General features: G+C 64.7%; 20 protein-coding genes and 1 other RNA gene. 13 read left to right on the top strand and 8 right to left on the bottom strand.

Annotation, left to right across the window (positions count from 1 at the left end; all coding sequences use genetic code 11):
- The first annotated feature begins 104 nt into the window (after positions 1-104).
- Positions 105-1,322 carry an IS256 family transposase gene (locus Q7T26_01575; GenBank protein MDO8530848.1) on the top strand — a complete coding sequence of 406 codons (1,218 nt, stop codon included), beginning with the start codon at positions 105-107 and terminating at the stop codon, positions 1,320-1,322.
- A 785-nt stretch (positions 1,323-2,107) separates the two neighbouring features.
- Positions 2,108-3,742, top strand: a complete 1,635-nt coding sequence (locus tag Q7T26_01570) for a thiamine pyrophosphate-binding protein (protein MDO8530847.1) — start codon at positions 2,108-2,110, stop codon at positions 3,740-3,742.
- Between the two features lie 269 nt (positions 3,743-4,011).
- Here Q7T26_01570 and Q7T26_01565 read toward each other — a convergent pair whose 3' ends face one another.
- The 3 genes from Q7T26_01565 to ssrA all read right to left on the bottom strand — a co-directional run bounded on the left by Q7T26_01565 (position 4,012) and on the right by ssrA (position 6,246).
- On the bottom strand, positions 4,012-4,707 hold the full coding sequence (locus Q7T26_01565; GenBank protein MDO8530846.1) for a hypothetical protein: 696 nt from the start codon (positions 4,705-4,707) through the stop codon (positions 4,012-4,014).
- Positions 4,708-4,755: 48 nt separating this feature from the next.
- Positions 4,756-4,941, bottom strand: coding sequence for an aldehyde ferredoxin oxidoreductase N-terminal domain-containing protein (locus tag Q7T26_01560; protein MDO8530845.1), 186 nt, complete (start codon positions 4,939-4,941; stop codon positions 4,756-4,758).
- Positions 4,942-5,889: 948 nt separating this feature from the next.
- Positions 5,890-6,246: a transfer-messenger RNA gene (gene ssrA, locus Q7T26_01555) on the bottom strand.
- Positions 6,247-6,501: 255 nt separating this feature from the next.
- On the opposite strand from ssrA, the gene Q7T26_01550 reads away from it, so the two are divergent.
- The 5 genes from Q7T26_01550 (at position 6,502) to Q7T26_01530 (ending at position 11,360) form a co-directional block, all read left to right on the top strand.
- Entirely contained in the window at positions 6,502-7,668 is a 1,167-nt protein-coding gene (locus Q7T26_01550; GenBank protein MDO8530844.1) for an MFS transporter, read from the top strand.
- A gap of 18 nt (positions 7,669-7,686) precedes the next feature.
- The gene (locus Q7T26_01545; GenBank protein MDO8530843.1) at positions 7,687-8,064 is read left to right on the top strand and encodes a hypothetical protein; all 378 of its coding nucleotides are present in this window, start codon (positions 7,687-7,689) and stop codon (positions 8,062-8,064) included.
- A 72-nt stretch (positions 8,065-8,136) separates the two neighbouring features.
- Positions 8,137-8,808 (top strand): hypothetical protein, encoded by a 672-nt coding sequence (locus Q7T26_01540; GenBank protein MDO8530842.1) that lies wholly within the window; start codon positions 8,137-8,139, stop codon positions 8,806-8,808.
- Positions 8,809-8,870: 62 nt separating this feature from the next.
- Positions 8,871-8,996: a hypothetical protein gene (locus Q7T26_01535; protein ID MDO8530841.1), complete on the top strand. Its 126-nt coding sequence runs from the start codon at positions 8,871-8,873 to the stop codon at positions 8,994-8,996.
- A complete protein-coding gene (locus Q7T26_01530) occupies positions 8,997-11,360 on the top strand; it encodes a FixH family protein (GenBank protein MDO8530840.1) in 2,364 nt (787 codons plus the stop codon). It abuts the gene before it with no gap.
- A 247-nt stretch (positions 11,361-11,607) separates the two neighbouring features.
- On the opposite strand, the gene Q7T26_01525 is transcribed toward Q7T26_01530, so the two are convergent.
- Together Q7T26_01525 and Q7T26_01520 are read right to left on the bottom strand one after the other, a co-directional pair.
- Positions 11,608-11,805, bottom strand: coding sequence for a glutaredoxin family protein (locus tag Q7T26_01525; GenBank protein MDO8530839.1), 198 nt, complete (start codon positions 11,803-11,805; stop codon positions 11,608-11,610).
- Positions 11,806-11,855: 50 nt separating this feature from the next.
- Positions 11,856-12,293, bottom strand: coding sequence for an FtrB family double-selenoprotein (locus tag Q7T26_01520; GenBank protein MDO8530838.1), 438 nt, complete (start codon positions 12,291-12,293; stop codon positions 11,856-11,858).
- Positions 12,294-12,451: 158 nt separating this feature from the next.
- On the opposite strand from Q7T26_01520, the gene Q7T26_01515 reads away from it, so the two are divergent.
- A complete protein-coding gene (locus tag Q7T26_01515; protein MDO8530837.1) occupies positions 12,452-12,787 on the top strand; it encodes a hypothetical protein in 336 nt (111 codons plus the stop codon).
- 82 nt (positions 12,788-12,869) lie between these two features.
- Here Q7T26_01515 and Q7T26_01510 read toward each other — a convergent pair whose 3' ends face one another.
- From Q7T26_01510 to Q7T26_01500, 3 genes are all read right to left on the bottom strand, one after another.
- On the bottom strand, positions 12,870-13,721 hold the full coding sequence (locus Q7T26_01510) for an enoyl-CoA hydratase-related protein (protein ID MDO8530836.1): 852 nt from the start codon (positions 13,719-13,721) through the stop codon (positions 12,870-12,872).
- 57 nt (positions 13,722-13,778) lie between these two features.
- The gene (locus Q7T26_01505) at positions 13,779-14,657 is read right to left on the bottom strand and encodes an enoyl-CoA hydratase/isomerase family protein (GenBank protein MDO8530835.1); all 879 of its coding nucleotides are present in this window, start codon (positions 14,655-14,657) and stop codon (positions 13,779-13,781) included.
- A 99-nt stretch (positions 14,658-14,756) separates the two neighbouring features.
- Positions 14,757-15,680, bottom strand: coding sequence for a DDE-type integrase/transposase/recombinase (locus Q7T26_01500; protein ID MDO8530834.1), 924 nt, complete (start codon positions 15,678-15,680; stop codon positions 14,757-14,759).
- A 428-nt stretch (positions 15,681-16,108) separates the two neighbouring features.
- Between Q7T26_01500 and Q7T26_01495 the strand changes: the two genes are divergently transcribed.
- From Q7T26_01495 to Q7T26_01475, 5 genes are all read left to right on the top strand, one after another.
- Entirely contained in the window at positions 16,109-17,251 is a 1,143-nt protein-coding gene (locus tag Q7T26_01495; GenBank protein MDO8530833.1) for a GuaB3 family IMP dehydrogenase-related protein, read from the top strand.
- Positions 17,252-17,470: 219 nt separating this feature from the next.
- Complete coding sequence (locus Q7T26_01490) at positions 17,471-17,929, top strand: MaoC family dehydratase N-terminal domain-containing protein (GenBank protein MDO8530832.1); 459 nt, start codon at positions 17,471-17,473, stop codon at positions 17,927-17,929.
- A 16-nt stretch (positions 17,930-17,945) separates the two neighbouring features.
- Complete coding sequence (locus tag Q7T26_01485) at positions 17,946-18,386, top strand: MaoC/PaaZ C-terminal domain-containing protein (GenBank protein MDO8530831.1); 441 nt, start codon at positions 17,946-17,948, stop codon at positions 18,384-18,386.
- Between the two features lie 15 nt (positions 18,387-18,401).
- The gene (locus Q7T26_01480) at positions 18,402-19,370 is read left to right on the top strand and encodes an SDR family oxidoreductase (GenBank protein MDO8530830.1); all 969 of its coding nucleotides are present in this window, start codon (positions 18,402-18,404) and stop codon (positions 19,368-19,370) included.
- Positions 19,371-19,406: 36 nt separating this feature from the next.
- Positions 19,407-20,330, top strand: coding sequence for an SDR family oxidoreductase (locus Q7T26_01475; GenBank protein ID MDO8530829.1), 924 nt, complete (start codon positions 19,407-19,409; stop codon positions 20,328-20,330).
- Positions 20,331-20,480 lie beyond the last annotated feature (150 nt).

The raw sequence follows: 20,480 nt of genomic DNA, 5'->3' as shown, positions 1-20,480 counted from the left end.
AGTAGAGTCCCAGGAAGTGGTGTAAGACCAGGGTGGTCTAGCAAAGAAGCGACCACCGCGTCATCCTTACAAGCACGGCTAATGCTCTAAGAGAGGAGACGACAGTGGTCAAAGAGAGTGTGGACATTTTGGGACTGATGCGCAAGAGGGCGGAGGACGGGGAATTCGACTTTCTCCGGGAAGGGCTGCGGGTTCTGACGCAGGGGATCATGGACGTCGAGGTGACCGCGCAGATCGGCGCGGGGTATGGGGAGCGAACACCGGGCAGGCTGACGCATCGGAACGGCTATCGCGAACGGCCCTGGGATACACGCGTTGGCACGGTGGACCTGCGGATCCCCAAGCTGCGGGAGGGGAACTACTTTCCCAGCCTGCTTGAGCCGCGGCGGCGGAGCGAACGCGCGCTGCTCGCCGTGGTGCAGCAGGCGTACGTGGAAGGGGTATCGACCCGGCGGGTGGACGACCTGATCAAGGCCTTGGGTTGCGAGGGGATCTCCAAGAGTCAGGTCTCCCGTATCTGCGAAGAGCTCGACGTGACCGTCGAGGAGTTCCTGCATCGGCCCTTGGATGGAGGACCGTATCCGTACCTATGGTTGGACGGGCTCACGCAGAAGGTCCGCGAGGGCGGCCGGATCGTCAACGTGAGCGTGGTGGTGGCGACGGCGGTCAACAACGAAGGCAAGCGGGAGATCGTGGGCTTGGACGTCGGGACCAGCGAGGATGGCGCCTTCTGGTTGGGCTTCCTCCGGTCCCTGCTCGCCCGAGGGATCAGTGGCGTGCAGTTCGTCATCTCGGATGCCCACCAGGGCCTCCGCGACGCCATCGGCGCCATCTTCGCGGGCGCCGCCTGGCAGCGCTGCCGCACGCACTTCATGACCAACCTGCTTACCCGCGTGCCCAAGCGCGCTCAGGCGGCGGTGGCGACCGTGGTGCGGACCATCTATCAGCAACCCTCGGCTGACGAGGTGCGCCTGCAGCATGGACGGGTGGTGACCCAGTTGCACGAGCGGTTCCCCGAAGCGGCGCTGCTGCTGGATGGGCCGGGGAGGGATACCCTGGCGTTCGCCAGCTTCCCGGTGGCCCACTGGCGGCAAATCTGGTCCAACAACCCTCAGGAACGCCTAAACAAGGAGATCCGACGGCGGACGGACGTGGTGGGCATCTTCCCGAACCGCGCCGCCGTCATCAGGCTGGTGGGAGCAGTGCTGGCGGAGCAGCACGACGAGTGGGCAATCTGCCGGCGCTATTTGGCTGCGGCAGCGCCGAACGAACTCCTGGGGGAGACCAAGGAGCGGGAACTGGTAACGGCGAGCGCGGCGTAATGGTGCGACCAGGATGACGTCGTCTCACACCACTTGACGGGACACGACCCGCTCCATCGGCGCGCGTGATAACGACCGTGCGCAACCCGCTCGACTCACTTTGCATCATCATATTCTCATATTGATAGCGTGCGCGCTCACACTACCCGTCACGGCGATGAAAATATCCTCAGGCCGTGATGCCGGGTTTCAGCGAAACTAAGACGCTTCCGGACCGAAGAGTCAGGGCAGTGAGGCTCCCGGGATGAGGGTGTGTCCGACCGCCTGATTATAGCGCCTCCGTCGCTCGAACTTCCCCGCCGCACCTCCCTCGCTTTGAGTTGCTTGCCGCACGCTAAGCTACAGAGGCCAGCGGGTGCTTTCAATCCGTCCTGCACCCTCTTGCGCACTTAAGCGTATAGAGCCGGGGGTACCCCCTCTTGACAGGAACTCGCCCACCGTCGACCCTCTGGTCATGTTAGCCTCACACGTATGCCACGTCGCTGTCGCACTAAAGGTGATGAACTCTGAGGTCGCTATGCGATCCTGGCTAACTTAAAAGTCAACATCCTGGTTGCCGATGACTTCTCAAAAGCCTGTGAAACGCCCGAAGCTTGACACACTGTGTAGACTTAGACTAGATGTCTCCCGTCAGGCTATTCGTTGCGCCAAAATCGAGGAGGAGGCGAGCACCCGTGTTCGTTGTCCTCTCTCGCCTGGGCATCGGAGTGCTTCACGGGCGGGCGCTTTCCGGTCTGCGCCCGTTCTTCCATACTCTCGCCTAACTCCATTTCGAGAGGTGCGGCATGGCGACTATCACCGGCGGCGAGGCCCTGCTCCTCGCACTCAAGCGCAACTCCGTGGACACAATCTTCGGGCTCGTGGGCCAGCAGATGGCTGCCTTCTACAATGCCTGGAACGACCACACGGACGTCCGCGAGGTCGGTGTGCGACACGAGCAGGCGGCGGCCTACATGGCTATGGGTTATGCCGCCGTTGCAGCTAAGCCGGGCGTGTGCTTGACGGTCTCCGGCCCCGGCGCCCTCAACACGGCCGCAGCTATGGGGACGGCGGCTGCGGGTAGCATACCGGTGCTTCTCATCAGCGGGCAAGTCGCCTCCAGCGCAGTCGGCAAGGGCATGATGTTCCCTCATCAGCTTGATGCCCAGTCTGCTGTTTTCCGGCTGCTGCTGAAGGGGTCGCGCGTGGTGCAACGCGTGGAGGAGATTCCCGAAGCGGTGAACGAGGCGTTCCGCGTCATGCTCACCGGACGCCCTGGACCGTACGAGCTGGAAATCCCCATGGACGTGCTGGCCGCGACGGGGGAGCCGCACGTGCTAGCCCCTCCCTCTATCCCAACCGTCGAGCCCGACGACGTCCTCCTGCGGCGCGTGGCGCGGGATCTGGCGCAGGCGCGCAGGCCCATCATCCTGGCTGGGGGAGGCATTGCTGCAGCGAACGCGTCGGCGGAGTTGCGCACGCTGGCGGAACTGCTGCACGCGCCTGTCTACACATCGTTCCGGGGGAAGGGGGCGCTGCCAGACGATCATCCCCAGTGTATGGGCGCGAGCGGCGATGCGGGAGGTGCGACGTCGCCACTGGACCCCGAGACGGACCTGGTACTGGCACTCGGCACGCGCATGTGTGCGTGGAGATCCGGACCGCGCGCCCTGCCGCAGAACAGACAAGTCATCCAGGTGGACATTGACGCGGGACAGATTGGTCGCGTGTACCCGGTGGCAACTCCTGTCGTGGGCGATCTGCGGCGCACGCTGACGCGGCTCGTCGCGCTGCTGCGTGAACTGCCGCAGATCGGGCGGCCCCGGCGCGACTGGGCCGCGATGAAGCGCGAGTGGCGAGACGCCATGGGCCGAGCGTCGCCAGAGATTGTGGTGCTTATGGAGGGGCTGCGCCGCGTGCTCCCGCGCAACACGATGGTGGCGGCGGACGTAACGGTGCTTGGCGGATGGTCTGGCATGGCGCTGGACATGTACGAGCCGGGGACCTACCTCACGTCCACCTACTTTGCCACGCTCGGATTCGCATTCCCGGCGCTGGTTGGCGCGCAGATAGCACGACCAGAGCGGCCCGCGCTGGCGATATCCGGCGACGGCGCGTTTCTGTTCAACCTGCAGGAGTTGAACACTGCCTGTCGGTACCACGTGCCGACAATAGCGCTGGTCCAGGACGACGGCGGATTTGGCACGATCAAGGCGCTGCAGGAAGAAAAGTACGGGCGCGCGAAGGGTTATGCCTTCACGAACCCGGATTGGACGAAGCTGGCGGACGCATTCGGCGCGCGCTGCTTCTCCGCGGATGGATTGGAGAGCGTGCCCGCCGCCGTGGAGCAGGCGCTGGAGAGACACGAGCCTGGCATCATCGCGGTCAAGGTGCCCACAATGCCCTCGTACGCACTGAGCGGGCGCCGCGCCGCCAGGTAGAGCTCTTCAGAGTCCGGACTACGCACGTAGCGCCCCGCAGCAGAGACTGGTGAGTGCTGCTATACGCACGACTTGTGTTGTACTCGTGCGAGTCTTGATGTCATTGAAACCCACCGGTCGATACGGATTTGGGCGCTGCCAACCGGCATCCAGAACGATCACCTATCAGCAAGCCGCTCGCGGTTCGAATCCTTTTTGGTGGAGCTGCGTGGATACAAGCAAGGACTTTTGAGTCGCCCTTGGCTTTGCCTGTCAGATACGAGTCTGGGTCATGCGGGCCGCCGCAGCTTCCCGCCGAGGGGCGCGTAGACGCCACTCAGGACGACAGCGTTCAGCTCTGGCACGGGCCGCTGTCCGCGGGCCTTCTCCTCCTGGATAAGCCGATGGAGGTCCTGGTCAAGCCTCTGGAAGTCGTCCACGGCTACGTCGTACACAGCCATGAACCCGCTCTGGCCGTAGCGCTGATGGACGCACTTGTAGCGTTGAGCGGAGAGCACACCAGACACCCCCAGCACGTGAGGGAGATGCACCGTGTCGTACCAGCGATGGAATTCGGCCTCCCGCGCGGGGTCGGCGCAGTTCGACACGACCACCAGCATGCCCGTTGGTCTGCGTCGTGCAGCCGTGTTTTCCTGGCTCTTGCCCAGGGGCGCGAAGACGCCACCGACCGGCACCTCGATGAGCTGGCTCCACTGCCCCCGAGCCGCTTCGGCTTCGCGCACGGTGCGGAGGTCCGAGGCCAGCTTAGGGAAGTCGCTGGTGTCCAGCGTGTAGGCGGCCATGTACTGGACCTTGCCCAGACGCAAGTGAACACACGTGTAACGCTGTCCCTCCACCATCCCCGGCGTCCGCATGGCGTCAGGGATGTGCACGGTGTCGAACCAGCGGTTGAACTCCTCCTCCCGCGCGGGGTCGTTGCAGTTGGCGAAGAAGACCAGCAGAGGCCCGTGACTTCGTGGCAGCATGACATCCCCCTATGAGCAAAGCTTGAGGCGCGCCGCCCTGCGGGACGCTTACCGCTTGTTGCGCCGCTCCGTCTCGCGGGTGCCCAGACCCCACAGGTGACTCGCATCCCGTAGTTCGACGCGGCCATCGTCTATCCGCAGGTAAACCGGCTTGGCCGCCTTGCCGGTGATGATGATGCCTTCGTACCCCGCGTGTTTCAGATAGGCGGCCCAAAACCCGTGCCCGTGGCCCACCCCCCGCCGCGTAAGGGATGCTTTAATGGGAGCAGATTGTGACCCAGTTGGCGGAGCTTAGCGCAGGGGTGCCCGCCAGAGGCACGGTCATGAACATGAGCGGAGCGCGGGTCCGTGGCGGCAACATCCATCGGCGCTTCCTTGAGAAGGTAGTAGAGGCCGAGTCCCATGCCTCCCACGAACTTGCGCAGGACAGCTCCACTGGGCAACGGCTCTTTGCGTATGGTCCCTTTTGTGAGATCAACCTTCAGAATGCTGGCTGATATCCCCCACGAATAGTCATGGCTACCTCCTGCCAAATTCATTGTCTTCGAGGGGTGCACTTGAGCGCACTGCGAAGAACACGGGGACCAGCGGCGTCACATGCACCCTGATTGCCAATGTTTCCAACCAATACCGTACCAACGAACGCTAATTGTTCAGATACCGACACTCGACGCCAGTCTGTGCGCCACACGCAGGCACGTCAATCCGCCCTGATGGGGAGACATCCCCCGTCTGGTGGAGCTTTTTGGTCGCTTTGTACTGTCTGGCTCCAAGCATCGCCATGCAGGCGCCTCTGGTCTCTTGCACTTGGGTTGATCGTTCACCACATGCATACGGGAACGATGACTATTCAACCAGAACGCAAGAGAACCAGTCACGGCACTGAGACACGGTAGGGGACGGGTTCATGCGGCCACATCCTCTAGCTAGCCGCTGCACCCAGTCCTCAACGCCGAGGACAGCGATCCCTGAGAGTAAGACGGGGGTTGCCTGAGATCAGGACGAGTGGGCTCGAACCGACAGCCTGCGTCTGCCTACGCCGCCATCCGCGCCAAGCCACCCTTCCGGCCACTGCTGGAGATCGCCACGACGCGCCCGGACAGCGATGTGACGCTCTACGTTCTGGAAAAGGAAACGCCCGCTGCTTGGGGTGAGCAGCAGGCGCTATCTGGTCCGTGTTTCTGGTGGAGACGGGGGAGAGTCGAACTCCCCGTCCAAAGGATACCTCGACAGAATGTGCTACAGGTTTAGCCGGCCCTTTGTTTCTCGCCCGGACCGCCCCGACCGACGGGGTCGCTCCAGGCCAGCCGCTGGAAACTTTCGCCTGCCCCTAGCGACGTCAGGATAGGCGGCACCTCGACTTCGTGGCGCCCGGTCTCCCCCTTCGAGGAGAGGAGAAGGCGGACGTCGCTGCCTACTTAGGCAGCGAGTGCGAACTCGCGCTCGCCAGTTACAGTTGTGCCACCTTTTAACGAGGCCTGATGGCGCCCTCGGCCTGCAATTCTGTCCAAACACCCCCTGTCGAAACCACGCGTCCCCAGACATAATTATAACAGACGCAGGCACTTCCGGCCAGTGGCTGGACGCGCCGAAGCCATGCGGTTTGCCTTGACACGTCTTTGCGACGCATCAATAATGGCCTCGCGCGGTGCGGGCACGACGCACCGAGGCCGGGAGGGCATCACGAGCGAGTCACGAGCCACACCACCCGCCGACATGGCGCCCGCCCGGAATGCACATGCTGCCGGGTTTCAGCCGGCCTCGCGTTACCGATGGGTTGTTCTGGCAGCCCTGATGGCAGGGAATTCGTGTTTCTCGCTGGTCGGACTCGCGCTCGGAATCCTCCTGCCATCCATTGTGGCTGAACTGCACCTCACGCCCCTGGAATCCGGCTGGCTGGGGTCGTCTTTTCGACTGGGGAATATCCTGCTCGCGTTGCCTCTGGGTTTTCTCCTGTCCCGCCATAGCCCCCGGCTGATGCTCATGGTCACGTTCCTGGGTGCCGCGCTCTTCACGTTTGGCCAGGCCTTTGCTCCGCTCTTTGGCGCGCTCCTGGCAAGCCGCATGCTTTTCGGCATTATGCAGACGGCGCGAAGCCCCGGCCGTGCTCTGTTCCTTACCCAGTGGTTCGCGCCACGGGAGGTGGTGCTTGCCAACGGCCTGTTCATCGGCGCAACGGGCATCGCCGAGGCTGCCACCCTCACGCTGACACCCCTTGTCCTTGACCTGTTGGGAAGCTGGCGCCTGACCTTCGCGGTCTACGGCGCTTATATCCTGGTAGTGGCAGGGCTATTCATCGTCCTGGCGCGCGAGAGGGTCACTCCCGCCTACCAGGAGGCGATGGCCTCCCAGGAGAAGCTGTCATTCTGGACCGTCTTTCGCCACCGGGACCTGTGGCTGGCCAGCCTTGGCGCCTTCGGCACAACGTTCGCCTGGTGGGCGTTCGGCACCTTCTGGCCCACGTACATGCAGAGCGCCTACGCCATGCCCCTCGCCCTGTCGGGCTTTCTCTACGGGTTGGTATCTCTGGGCATGACGCTGGCGGCTCTGGTGATCGGTTGGAGTCTTCACAGCCCCGGCGCCAGGAGGATGGCCGTCGCCGTTTGCGGCGTCGCGATGGCTCTCGGCTCGCTGGGTCTCATGTCCACATCCAGCGTGGCTTTGCTGGTCGTGGGCGCCGCCGTGACCGGTCTGGCCTGGGGTTACGTGCCGATCATCCAAAGTGTGCCGTATCAAATCCCCGGCATCAAGCCACGCGAAACCGCCGTGGCTGCGTCTTTCATATCCGCGATGTTCATGGCGGGAGGAGCGGCAGGGCCTTTCGTGGCGGGGGCGTTGTACCAGACGTCCGGCTCGCTGCATTTGGCCCTGGTCGCGTGCGCGCTCGCGCCGCTCACCCTGACCGCCACGGGCTTCTTCCTGTGGCGAGACAGAAAGGGCAGCCCCACTGGCGTTGCCTAGTATATAATGCAAAGCGTGATGCGGAATTTCAGACTGCGCGGCGTAATCGTTTTTCTGGCGCTCTATCTTGCGCTTCTGCCCGCTGCGGGGGGCTTGCAAGGCGGCGTTACGACGGCCTCGGGCTTTGGTTCGCCCCTGCATCAGGCCATGCACCTCATCGGCATTGTGCACGTCCACTCAGTCGGCGGCTACATCTACACCGGCCCGCAAGAGGCCCGATGGGAAGCCGGCCCCGCCGCGGTAGTCCACCGCGGCGCGGGAGGGCCTGACCTGGGCTATCCTCCGGACGTGTCCGTACAAATTGAACTGCCCGTACTGACGGCGCTCCCGCCCATAATCAGCCCCTCGTTACCCACAGTCTTTCTTCCCCAGGCCGAGCGTCCTCCCCCAGCCTAGCGTGCTCCTAGCGCGCTCCACTCACTATCGGTAGCAAGAGTGGCCTATGTGCTGTTTAAGGAGGACTATGCCATGAGGAGCATTTCAGTTAGCTCTCAACGCGTCGTTCGCGCGCTGCCCGCGGCCCTGCTGCTTCTTGCGGCTGTCGCGGTGGCGCTGCCCCCAACGGATGCCTCTGCCCATGAGAGGCGCACGGTAGGCAAGTACCAGTTCGTCGTCGGGTTTTTCGAGGAGCCTGCCCTTGAAGGGCAGCCGAACGGTGTGGGCCTCCGGGTAACGGATACATCGGTGACTCCACCACGTTCCGTCGAGGGTGTGGAGAAGACGCTCAAGGTCACGGTTAGCCAGGGACCCGCCAGCAAGGAGATGGCGCTCCAGACGGTCTTTGGACAGCCAGGCAGCTACCGGACCGTCTTCATCCCTACGCGCCCGGGCCGCTACATCTTCCAGTTCACTGGCGACATCGAGGGTGCCAAGGTTGACCAGCGTTTTGAGTCCGGCCCGGGCCGGTTCAGTGACATCGAGGCGGCGGACCCGCTTCAGTTCCCGCAGCAGGTCCCGGGCGGGCTGGCCGTGTCTCAACAGACAGCGCAGGCGGCTACGGCTGCCCAGCAAGCGCAGGACTCCGCGTCCACGGCCACGCTTCTCGGCGTCGCGGGAGTCGTCGTCGGAGTGGCGGGACTCGCCGTCGGTTTGCTGGCCCTAGCGGCGCGGCGTCCCGCTGAAAAGCCGCCTGCGAAATAGAGGTTCCGGTGGCTCAAAATCGTCAGGTCCCCATTTTGTCGTTTGGAGCGGGGGGCGCCGTCATGGCGTTCCCCCTGCTTCATGGCGCGGGCGGGCCCTGGGACGAGCTAATCTCCCTGGGTGTCCTCGTCGTTCTGATGGTCGTGGCGTCGGTGGTATTCATCTGGTCGGGACGCAAGAGAAAGTAGATGGCGCGCTCTTTGCCTGCCGCGGGGCCGCGCCTGCTGCTGCGCGGGATGGCGCTCCTGGTGACGGTCGCGCTGGCGTTGGCCGGCGCGAGGCCCGCGCTGGCGCATGCGGAGCTGGTGGACTCCAACCCCGCCGCCAACGCAGTGTTACCCGTGGCGCCGGAGCGCATCACGCTGACGTTCAGCGAGACCGTGGATCCCAAATTCACACAGGCGCTGGCGCTGGACGCTCAGCGTCAGCGCGTTGACGCGGGCGACGTGCGTATCAGCGGCGACCGCCTGAGCCTCTCGCTGGGGCTGAAAACGCCTCTGCCGGACGGGACATATCTCGTGAACTGGCGCGTCTTGTCCAGCGTGGACGGGCACGTCACAGCGGGGTCGTTCCCCTTCACCATTGGAGGGGCGACGCAGGGCGCCGAACTGGGCGCGGCGGGGCCGGCGTCCTCCGCGTACATCGTGAGCCCGCTGGAGGTGATGGGACGTTTTCTTCACCTGGTGGGAGCTGTCGTAGCGACAGGCAGCGGGATATTCGTGCTGCTGGTCGCGCCCGCCGCCTTCCGCGGGAAGCGAGGACGTAACGCCCGTCTGGCGGATGTGAAATCGCGCACGTTCTCCTTCCTCCGATTGCTCCTTTGGGGCAGCATCGCCGCGCTTGCCCTGGCGGCCGTCGCGGCCCTTGTTGACCAGGCGCTGAAGCTGGAGACGTCGCCGCTGCGCGTCGTGACGGAGACGCGTCTCGGCGCGTTCTGGCTGACGCGCGTGGCGCTCATCCTCGGACTCGTGGCGGCGGTCGCTCGACCGTGGCCCAGGCCGTCCGAAGGCACGCGCCCGCGGGTCATGCTCTTGGTCGTGACTTCCCTGGGCGCGCTTCTGTTGCTCACCACCAGCCTGACAAGCCACGCAGCCGCGCTGTCCGGGCCGACCGCGCTGTACGTGCTGGCCGACTGGCTGCACATGCTTGCGGCGTCCGCGTGGGTGGGCGGCCTCGTCTTTCTGGTGCGTCTACTTGCGGTCGCGCCAGCCTCTTTAACCGCGTCCGAGCACGCCGAGGTCCTGGGCGGAGTCATTACCCGCTTCCATGTCCTGGCGCTTGCCAGCGTGGGCGTGCTCATCGGCACGGGAATACTCAGCAGCCTCATCCAGGTTGGCAGCTTCCCCGGCCTCCTGACCACCGGCTATGGCAACGTCCTGCTGGTCAAGCTCGCCTTGCTCGTGCCCATGCTGGCTCTGGCCGCGACGAACGCCCTGTGGGCGCGGCCTCGTATCATGGCCGCCGCCCACGCCCGGCTCGCGGCCACGGCAACGACGCTGGTGCGGCGGTTCCGCCTGCTGGTGCGCGGCGAGGCGGTGATGGGCGTCCTCATCGTCGCGGTGGCGGCCTTGCTGGTGACCATGCCTCCCGCCGCCGGAGAGATCGCCGCGCGCGCATCCGTGCAAAAGCTGCAGCTCGTGCGTAGCGCCGACGACCTGCGCATCACTCTCGCCATCTCACCGGGGCGTCCCGGCGTGAACACGTTTGAAGTCGCGCTCAATGATGTGCGCGGCGCTCCCCTGACGACGCCGGCCCAGGTGACGCTGAACTTCACAAGCGAAGCCGGAGACGTGGGCGCGTCCACGCTGGACCTCCAGTCGGTAAGACCGGGTGTCTACCGTGCTGCCGGGGGCAATCTGGTCTCACGAGGCCGCTGGTCCGTCGAGATGTTCGTCCGGCGGGCCGACGCCCTGGACGCGAGGACCGTATTCCCCGTGGACGTCGCGGAGACTCTTCCCGCGTCCGCGTTCGCCGCTCCCGCCGCTCCCGCGCCGCCTCTGGTGGAGCTGCGCGCCGGGGGCGTGGCGTTCTCGGGGATGTGGGTGCCGGGGTTGGGGGTGATCATTGGCCTGGTCATGATGGGGTGTCTGGGGCTGGTGTTCTGGAGCTTGCGTCGCCTGCGCCTCCGGCCCGCCTGGACAATACTCGCCGGCCTGGTGCTGGTGGCGATGGCGGCGGCGTCCTGGGCGAACGCCTTCGCCAGAGACGTCCAGTCCATAACAAGCTCACCGGCCCTCCTTGCGCCGGGGGGAAACCCCGTGGCCTCGACTCCCGCCTCGGTGGCGATAGGCCAGCGCCTGTACCAGGCTAACTGCGCCCAGTGCCACGGCGTGACCGGACGCAGCGATGGCCCCGAAGCGCCAGGTCTCGCGTTGCGCCCCGCTGACCTCCAACTGCACGTCCCCCTGCACAGCGATTCGCAGCTCTTCTACTTCATCTCCGAGGGGTTGTTCGGAACGCCCATGCTGCCCTTCAAAGACAAGCTCTCCGACGAGGAACGGTGGCATCTCGTCAACTATTTGCGGTCAATGACGACCGAGGCCAGCCGATAGCGTCCTGGTCTGGAAATTCGTGGCATAAATCCGCGGGGGTGCAGGGGGCGATGCCCCCTGCCGGAGGGCACGGGAGGTGTCCTCCCGTACTCGTTTTATCTCTCCCCCTCTCCGACGGAGAGGGGGACCGAGGGGGTGAGGTCCTGCCGTCCGCAAGGGCATGAACTCCGAGCAGCAAGGCGCGCAAAGAAGAATCCCCCTTCCACGGAAGGGGGATTCTCGCCTATTCACCTGATTCCGACGGAGGCTATTTCTTGATGCCCGCCGCGGCGAGCGCCGCCTGAAGGCGCATGGGGTTGAACCCCAGGAGCTTCTGATCACCAATGAGGGTGATGGGCGTGGCCTGGTAGCCCAGCTTCATCAGCTCCTCTTTCGCCGCGGGGTCAAGACTCGTGTTTTTCTCCGTGAACGGGATGCCTCTCTGTGAAAGGTACACTTTCACCATGTGGCAAGGCCCTCAGCCCGCGGATGTGAAAACGGTAATCTGCGTATCGGTCACGCCGACGCACCTCCCTGCGGATTCGCCCTGCCCGCGGACTTGTCTGGCCGCTTCGCGCCGGGCGTGAACAGCGGCTGGCCCTCCCGCACAGCCTCATCGAGCTTGCTCGCGGGCTGGCCCCCCTGCTCCATCTGGCGAAGAAACTCTTCGCTCACGAAGAACATTCATATACAAAAGCCGTCGCGTGCGATGTCTTCGTGGTGCCTGTCGCAGGGGCATATGCGCTTGCGGTCCTCAACGGGATCGCCGGTAAGGGGCATTCAAGGACAGTAGCGATAGCCCTGCTTGACCTGGTTCTCCGCCAGACCACGCTGCACCAAGTCAACCACGGTCGCGTCCGGGTAGAACTTGTACGGCCCCCGGGCCACGTAGTTTTCCGACATCTTCTTGGCGCCGGCGATGGCCTGCTCCAGAGTGATTTCGTTCTTGGGCATAGGCTCCTCCTGCAATGAGTATTTTTACGATAGCTACACGGGGGACAAATGTCAAGTACAATGCACCTCACCCGCACGTTCAAGGGTTAGATGCGGCGACACGGGGAAAGGTGACGCCCTGTGTTATACTCCGCCCGATGACCGGCGAGGAGCAAGCGATGACGCTGCGCGAGCCTGTTCGACTTTCGGATCTGCACGCCCTGGTGCGGGACGCCATCGGCGCGGACACCCGTTTGGATTTTCTCGCCAGGTTTCCAGGGCAGGACTCAGCGCCTGATATCCTCCGGCTGTTCTTCGCCGCCCGCTGCGCGTGTGGGGTCGCCGCGATGCTGACGCTGGAGGTGAGCAGGGCCAAAACGAGTGATGAGATCAGAAAGGCGCTGCCCTACCTCGTGTCCACCCTTCGCGAGCGCGCCGACCTGTTCTATCGCCTGCCCTGCGAGCGCCACGCGGCGATGAAGCCCCAGGCTCCGCCGCCGGACCAGAAGAAGTAGCACCACAACGGAGCAGCAGCACTTAACTCAGAAGCGGCGGAAGGTAGAACCTCCGCCGCTTGTCTTACCCAGCGCCAGTCTTCTATTTGACGAGCGTCTTAAAGGGCGCGTCCCGCATTTCGACGGCTTTCTTCACGCCCAGCTTGTCCCGCGCCTCGAAGAAGTTGAACTGCTCCGGGCGAAGGCCGGCCCGCTGCCGCAGGGTGTTGAGCATCTGGATGGCGGTCGAGTAGCGGAAGGCCGCGCCCATGCCTTGCATGTCCAGGTTGGCGTTGATAGCCTCCTTGGCGATGACGAGGCCGTCTCCCGGGCCCAGCAAGACAGCCTCCGCGTAGCGACCCACCTCCTGGTCCAGGGCGCGCCTCGGGACGGCCTTGTTCACCAGGTTCAGCTCCTCCGCCTCGCGGCCATTGAGGCTTCGGCCAAGATACAGCACTTCCTTGCCCTTCTTCAGGCCGAGCATGAAGTTCCAGAGGGGGAGCGGCGTCACGATGCCCATGCGCAGGCCGGGGTCGCCGATGACGGCGTCTTCCGCCGCGACGGCGATGTCGCAGCACATGGCCAGCCACAGGCCCGCGCCCAGGCAATAGCCGTCAATCTGCGCGATGGTCGGCCTGGGGAAGTTGACAATGTATTCCCATCGGCGATTGCGCCGCCGCTCAAGCTCCATCAGGTGCTCGATGTCCACGACCTTTTTCGGGTCCGGCAGAATTTCGTCCGTGCCCTTGCCGGTCAGGTCCTGGCCCGTGGAGAAGTTGCCGCCCGCGCCCTTGAAGAGCACGCACTTCACCTCAATGTCGTGCTCGATGTCAATCAGCACGCCGTCGAGGTCGTGGAGCATCTGGTCGTTGATGGCGTTAAGCTCCGCCGGGCGGTTCAGGGTGATGACGCCGAGGTCACCCTTTTTCTCGTAGAGAAGCGTCTGGTATGGCATGAGGCTTTCTCCTTGTCCTGCTCTCTCGGTGCGGCCCCGCGTGGCGGGGCGGATGGCCTAGGAAGGCTTCTTCCAGGGGAACAGTTGCTTCACCCTGGCGTCCCGCTCTTTGATGGCGCCCTTCATGCCCGACTTCTCTCGTGCGTTCCAGAAGTTGAACTCGTCAGGGCGGAAGCCGCGGCGCTGAATCGCGGAGAGGCCGTGCAGCCCCGCCGTCATGGACCAGGCGGCGGCCAGGCCCGCGCCGTCCCACGTGGCGCGATTGAACAGTTTCCCGTAGATGTAGGAGTCGTAGCCGCCCATGCCTCCTCGGTGAATCATGCCCTCCGCGGCGATGTTGACCTCGTCCTCAAGCCGCTCTTTGGGGCATGCGATGGTGACCAGGCCCAGGCGCAACGCCTCCGCGCCGGTCATATACCGGCCTGTCAGCAGCAGCTCCTTGGCGCGGCGCGGCCCCACCCTCCACGTCCAGAGGGGGTTTTGCGTCGCAAGGCCAAGGCGGATGGACGGGTCGCCGAGGACCGCGTCCTCGGTCGCCACAATGGTCTCGCACATCATGGCGATGTCCAGGCCCAGCCCCAGGCAGTACCCGTGCACCCTGGCAATGGTCATCTTGGGCGAGTCGTAGATGGCCTCCAGAAGCTTGCGGCGCTCGACCGTCGCCTGGAAGAGGTCGTTGAGGAACGGGCGCGTCCGAGGGTCGGGAGGCATGACCAGCGCCGTGTTGGTCCCCGATAGGTCGGCCCCGGCGCTGAAGCTGGCGCCCGCGCCCTCGTAGATGAGTAGCTTCACCTCGCGGTCCGCGTCAGCCTCCCGGAGGGCCTGGTGCATCTCCAGGAACATCGTGTCGTCAATGGCGTTGAGCTTGTCGGGACGATTGAGGGTGATGGTGGCGCGGTCACCCTCCTTGCGGTAAAGGACCCGCGTGTAAGGCATGATGCCTCCTTCCGAGGAGCGAGTTCTGGGTGAGCAAATACAAAAACGCCGTCCCGATGATACACGCTCCCTGTCGCCTTGACAAGCAGCTGTACTGGGTCAGGACATATCGGACAAGACCTCCTTTCCCGGGGAGTGCGTTTTGAGCCAGTCCTGGTAGAACTGGTCTGGGGTCTTGTAGCCCAAGGCTTGGTGCGGCCGCACGGTCTCGTAGATACGGTTCCAGCGGAGAAGGGCGGCCTCCAGCCCGCTCAGCTCGGCGGGCAGCTCTTCGACCTGGTAGAACTCCTCCTCGTCCGTGCGGAAGCTCCGTTCGACGCGCCCGTTGCCTTGGGGATAGTTGGGTCGGTTGAAGTAGTGCGGCAGGTGCAACGCCTCCGCCGCAGCCTGGAAGGCCTGCAAGAACTCGCTTCCTCCATCGGATTGGACCGCCCGCACCGTGAAGGGGAACTGGGCCACGAGCCGCTGCAGGAAGGCAGCTCCCTGAGCACTCGTGAGCCGAGGCGCCAGGGCCACCACCCGTTTGCGCGTAAAGCAGTCCACCGCTCCGAACTCGTACACGGTCTTTCCCTCTCCCAACGGGACGTGCTTGGTGTCCACTTGCACCAGCACCCCCGGGTGGTCCACCACCAAGGCGGCGGGTCGCCGGAGACGTTCCTGATGCCATCGCGCCGCCTTGCGCGGCCGCACCGCTTCTCGTAGCGCACCCCGCGCTTTGAGACGATGGATCACTCGGTCGATGCTCTTGGCAGAGAGGATGATCCGCTCTCGTTCCAGAAGCACCCGCAACTTCTCCCGCCCCCAGCGCGGATACTGCTCCCGCAGGGCCTGGATGCGCAGCACCACGGCCGTCGGTGTGGTGGGCTGGCGCATGCGTTTTGGCCGGCGGCCCCGAGGTTCCAAGCCTGTCAGACCGTGCGCAGCAGAGACCCGCGCCCATCGGCTGATGGTATCCGGACTGAAGCCAAAGTGGCGGGCCGTGAGTCGTACCCTCCGTCCATGCTCGTGGAACCATTGCAGCACCTTCCATCGGCGCGCGGCTTCCGCAGAGGGCTCTGCCGGGAGCCGTGCCAGGCGCGCCGCTCCCGGCAGGACCGCCCCCTACACGCTCATCATGGCACCAGCATACTGTCCCTTCATTTCTCTTGCTGGTGTCCAACATGTGTCTGACCCTAATCAGTCGTCGAGGGTCGCCATCTCCCCTAGATAACTGTGGACTAGACCGTCAAACTCGCGTCAGACTCCTAGCAATCTTGAAGCTAGGGATGTCGTAGTATGGGAATGTACGTGCGGCTTGTTTTCTGGAGCCATAGATATAGTTGTTCTACGCAAATCTCGGATCATCGGCGTCGTCTCCTCACGTCTTGACGGATTGCGACGGCGGATGGTATAGTCGCCGCTAACACACCTCGCGCCCTGCAACACCAGCGGATAGAGAAAGAGTGCACTGTATGGAGCAGCCCCGCATTAAAGAGCTACGACGGGCCTACGGCTTCGATGAGGTCGCCATAGTGCCCGGAGACGTGACCATTAACCCCGAGCAGACCAATACCGACTTCCAGATAGGGCACTTCACCTTCCGCACGCCCATCATCGCCTCCGCGATGGACGCGGTGGTGTCGCCCTCCTTCGCCGTGATGATGGGTAAGGCGGGCGGTCTGGGCGTCCTGAACTTGGAAGGCGTCTGGACCCGGTACGACAACCCGGAGGATGTGCTCCGCAGCGTTATCGAATGTCCTCCGGACAAGGTGACGCCGCTGCTTCAGAAAATCTACAGTGCTCCGCTGAAGGACAATCTCATCGGCGACCGCATCGCGGAGATCAAGCGCGAGGGCGTGGTGTGCGCCGTGTCTGTGACGCCGCCCAGCACCAAGAAGTTCGCGCCGCTGGTGAACGAGGCCAAGGCGGACATCCTGGTGGTCCAGTCCACGGTGACCACTGCGCGCCACAAGTCCAAAAGCTACCGGGGGCTGCACTTTGACGAGCTGGTGCGGCAAGTAAAGATGCCCGTCATCGTGGGGAACTGCGTCGGCTTCGGCGCGGCCCTGGAGCTTATGGAGACGGGGATAGACGGCCTGCTGGTCGGCGTGGGCCCCGGCGCGGCCTGCACCACTCGCGAGGTGCTGGGCATCGGCGTGCCCCAGGTGACCGCCACGCTCGACTGCGCCGCCGCGCGTGAGTACTACCACCGCCGGACGGGCAAGTACGTGGCTATCATCACGGACGGAGGCATCCGCACCGGCGGCGACCTGTGCAAGTCCTTCGCCTGCGGCGCGGACGCGGTCATGATAGGGACGCCCCTCGCCCAGACCCGGGAAGCGCCTGGCAATGGTTTCAACTGGGGCATGGCAAGCCCGCATCCCGCCCTGCCGCGCGGCACGCGCATCAAGGTGGGCATCCGCGGCGCGCTGGAGCAGGTACTCTTCGGGCCGTCCACCGTCACCGACGGCACGCAGAACCTGGTGGGCGCCCTGCGCCTGGCCATGGGGAGCTGTGGGGCGGCCAAGATACGGGACTTCCACAAGGCGGAGCTTGTGGTGGCGCCCGCGATGAAGACAGAGGGCAAAATCTTCCAGATGGCCCGAAGCATCTAGCTCCCCGGCCCTCCTCGCGCCCCGTGAGACGCCGAGGTGCAGGATGCAGACCCCTCGTGATTTCGTTCACGAGAGCCTGCCCCAAACCTTGACATGCCCTGGCCTCTCCCGTACACTACGCATGGTTTTTTGCCGCCTTCCAGCGCTGGCTTCTTGCTAGCCCGGGGAGTCCCGGGTCTGCCCTCCTGGTGAACCCTCGATGTACTGCGGAGGTATGTCATGACCCAGCAGGCCAAGCCCCTTCTCACCGACGAGATGAAGCGCGCCATCGGCGTGGAGTCGGACCCCGTCGCCCTGGCGGTGGAGGCCGGCCATGTCCGCCGCTTCGCCGAGGCTATCGGCGACTCCAGCCCGCTCTTCACTGACGAGAAGCGCGCTCGCAAGTCCCGCTACGGCGGCGTCATCGCCCCGCCCACCTTCCTGCGCGCCCTGCCGCGCCCCGAGCCGAAGGTGGAGCTGAAGCTGCCCACCACGCGGACGCTGGACGGCGGCAGCGACTGGGAGTACTTCGAGCCTGTCCGTGTCGGTGACGTCATCACCGCCCGGGCCAGGATCACCGCCATCGCCGAGCGCGCGTTGAGCATGGGCCCCGCCCTGTTCATCACCCAGGAGACCACCTACACCAACCAGTTGGGCGAGAAGGTAGCCACGCAGCGTTCGACGCGCATCGGCTACTAGACAGCGGGAGAAGACGATGGGCAAGCAAGTTTACTGGGAGGACGTCCAGCCAGGACAGGAGATCCCAACGCTGTTCAAGCAAACCACGACGCAGCAGCTCGTCAAGTACGCGGGCGCCTCAGGGGACTTCTACCAGCTCCACTACGACGATGCCTTCGCCCGTAGCACGGGCCTGGTGGGCGTCATCATTCACGGCGCTCTCAAGAACGCCTTCCTCGGCCAGCTCGTGACCGACTGGATGGGGGAGCAGGGCGTCCTCAAGAAGCTTTCTGTTCAATACCGTGGCATGGACGTGCCGGGAGATACGCTCTCCTGCAAGGGAAAGGTCACCGGCAAGCGCCAGGCGGACGGGCAGCATCTCGTTGAACTTGACATTTGGCTGGAGAACGGCAAGGGCCAGACGACGACGCCGGGCAAGGCGACCGTCGCCCTGCCGTCGCGCCAGCCCGTGGCATAGCAAGGAGGGTAGAACATGGCGGAGCAACCACTGAAGGGCAAGTCAGCCATCGTGACCGGCGCGGGCCGCGGCGTGGGCCGGGGCATCGCTCTGGCGCTGGCGTCCCTGGGAGCGCGGGTCGTAGTCTGTGACCTGGGCGGCAACGTGGACGGCACCGGCGCCTCGTCCGGTCCCGCCAGCGAAGTCGCGGAGGAAATCCGCAAGCGCGGCGGCGAGGCCATCGCCAACTTTGACGACGTGGCCGTGATGGCCAACGCGGAGAAGCTGATCAAGCAGGCGGTGGACAAGTGGGGCAGGCTGGACGCGCTGGTCACCTGCGCGGGCATCCTGCGCGACCGCATGATCTTCAACATGACCGAGGAGGAGTGGGACGCCGTCATCCGCGTCCACCTGAAGGGGACCTTCGCCTGCGTGAAGTTCGCGTCCATTGTCATGCGGCAGCAGCGCAGCGGGTCCATCGTGACTATCACTTCCACCTCCGGCCTGTATGGGAACCCCGGCCAGGCCAACTACGCCTCGGCCAAGTCGGGCATCGCCGGTCTGACCAAAGTGGCGGCGCGCGACCTGGGCCGGTACGGAGTTCGGGTGAACGCCGTGTCTCCCGTCGCGGCCACGCGCATGACCATCACGCCTGAGGTGATGAAGGCGCGGGAGATGCGCACCCAGATGGGCATCAAGCGCGAGGGCTTCGGCGACTGGGGCGAGCCAGCGCTTGAGAAGCTGGACCCTGAGGACGTCGCTCCCATCGTCACCTACCTGGTGAGCGACCTGGCGACCAACGTCAACGGCCAGATATTCTACGCCGCGGGCGGCACCATCTCCCTGCTCAGCCAGCCCCGGCCCATCAAGACCATCTTCAAGGACGGCCTGTGGACCATGGACGAGATGGAGGGCATCATGCCCTACACCCTGGCCGCGGGCCTGGTCAACCCCGCGCCGCCTCCGCAGCCCGCTCCGCAAGGCGGAGCGCCCGCCAAGCGGTAGCCGTGGCGTGTAACGACTGAAGGAGAAAAAGGCACTATGGGTGAGCGACTGAAGGGTAAAGTGGCCGTGGTCACGGGCGCGGGACGCGGCATTGGCCGGGGAATCGCCCTGCTCATGGCCGCGGAAGGCGCCAAGGTGGTGGTCAACGACGCGGGCGTCGCTCCGGATGGCACCGGCGCCGATAGCTCGGTGGCCAACGCGGTGGTAGAGGAGATACGCAAGAAGGGCGGCACGGCAGTCGCCAACCACGACAACGTGGCCTCTCTCAAGAACGCCGAGCACATCATTAAGATGGCTGTGGACAGCTTTGGCCGCATTGACATCCTGGTCAACAACGCTGGCATCCTGCGCGACCGCATGATATTCAACATGACCGAAGAGGAATGGGACGCGGTCATAGCGGTCCACCTGAAGGGCAACTTCGCCTGCACCAAGTTCGCCTCCATCCTCATGCGGCAGCAGAAGTATGGGCGCATCGTCTGCATGTCCTCCACCTCCGGCCTTTACGGCAACCCGGGCCAGGCCAACTACGGCGCCGCCAAGGACGGCATCGCCGGACTGGTGCGCACCGCCGCGCGGGACCTGGGCCGGTACGGCGTCACCATTAACGCCGTGGCGCCGTCCGCCGACACGCGTCTGACCGCGACCATCAGCGACAAGTCGCGGGAGATGCAGCAGAAGGCGGGCATCGTGAGCGCAGTGGCGACGGAGCGCAACTACCCGCGTCCGCCGGAGGCGATCGCCCCGCTGGTGACCTGGCTGTGCACGGACGCCGCGTCGCACGTCAACGGCAACCTATTCTACGCCGCCGGCGGCGTGTACTCCCTGCTGAACAACCCCGCGCCGGCCAGGACCATCCAGAAGCAGGGCCGGTGGACCTTCGACGAGATCAAGGAGTTGTTTCCCAGCACATTGGGCATGGACATGACTAACCCCGCGCCTCCGGCCGCTCCCCGGTAAGGGGGAGCACAGCCGAGCAGGTTGCGCATGGGTTGTATGTCCATCCGCCTCCGCGACGCGGAGCATCCGTGCCGGAGTTGCTTGGCTGAGGCGCCTGCGCGCAGCTTGACTTGCGTTATCTTTTGAAAGCGTGTATGATGAGTACCGGTG

It is taken from the genome of Dehalococcoidia bacterium, from assembly GCA_030648205.1.
Taxonomy (GTDB): Bacteria; Chloroflexota; Dehalococcoidia; order JAUSIH01; family JAUSIH01; genus JAUSIH01.
This window is presented reverse-complemented; position numbering and strand designations above follow the sequence as displayed.

Coding starts and splice junctions, on each gene's coding strand:
- Q7T26_01495 (MDO8530833.1), top strand. CDS start 16,109: ATGGAGCAGCCCCGCATTAAAGAGCTACGACGGGCCTACGGCTTCGAT.
- Q7T26_01545 (MDO8530843.1), top strand. CDS start 7,687: ATGCGGAATTTCAGACTGCGCGGCGTAATCGTTTTTCTGGCGCTCTAT.
- Q7T26_01475 (MDO8530829.1), top strand. CDS start 19,407: ATGGGTGAGCGACTGAAGGGTAAAGTGGCCGTGGTCACGGGCGCGGGA.
- Q7T26_01525 (MDO8530839.1), bottom strand. CDS start 11,805: ATGGTGAAAGTGTACCTTTCACAGAGAGGCATCCCGTTCACGGAGAAA.
- Q7T26_01570 (MDO8530847.1), top strand. CDS start 2,108: ATGGCGACTATCACCGGCGGCGAGGCCCTGCTCCTCGCACTCAAGCGC.
- Q7T26_01510 (MDO8530836.1), bottom strand. CDS start 13,721: ATGCCATACCAGACGCTTCTCTACGAGAAAAAGGGTGACCTCGGCGTC.
- Q7T26_01550 (MDO8530844.1), top strand. CDS start 6,502: ATGGCAGGGAATTCGTGTTTCTCGCTGGTCGGACTCGCGCTCGGAATC.
- Q7T26_01540 (MDO8530842.1), top strand. CDS start 8,137: ATGAGGAGCATTTCAGTTAGCTCTCAACGCGTCGTTCGCGCGCTGCCC.
- Q7T26_01535 (MDO8530841.1), top strand. CDS start 8,871: ATGGCGTTCCCCCTGCTTCATGGCGCGGGCGGGCCCTGGGACGAGCTA.
- Q7T26_01530 (MDO8530840.1), top strand. CDS start 8,997: ATGGCGCGCTCTTTGCCTGCCGCGGGGCCGCGCCTGCTGCTGCGCGGG.
- Q7T26_01490 (MDO8530832.1), top strand. CDS start 17,471: ATGACCCAGCAGGCCAAGCCCCTTCTCACCGACGAGATGAAGCGCGCC.
- Q7T26_01485 (MDO8530831.1), top strand. CDS start 17,946: ATGGGCAAGCAAGTTTACTGGGAGGACGTCCAGCCAGGACAGGAGATC.
- Q7T26_01480 (MDO8530830.1), top strand. CDS start 18,402: ATGGCGGAGCAACCACTGAAGGGCAAGTCAGCCATCGTGACCGGCGCG.
- Q7T26_01515 (MDO8530837.1), top strand. CDS start 12,452: ATGACGCTGCGCGAGCCTGTTCGACTTTCGGATCTGCACGCCCTGGTG.
- Q7T26_01565 (MDO8530846.1), bottom strand. CDS start 4,707: ATGCTGCCACGAAGTCACGGGCCTCTGCTGGTCTTCTTCGCCAACTGC.
- Q7T26_01505 (MDO8530835.1), bottom strand. CDS start 14,657: ATGCCTTACACGCGGGTCCTTTACCGCAAGGAGGGTGACCGCGCCACC.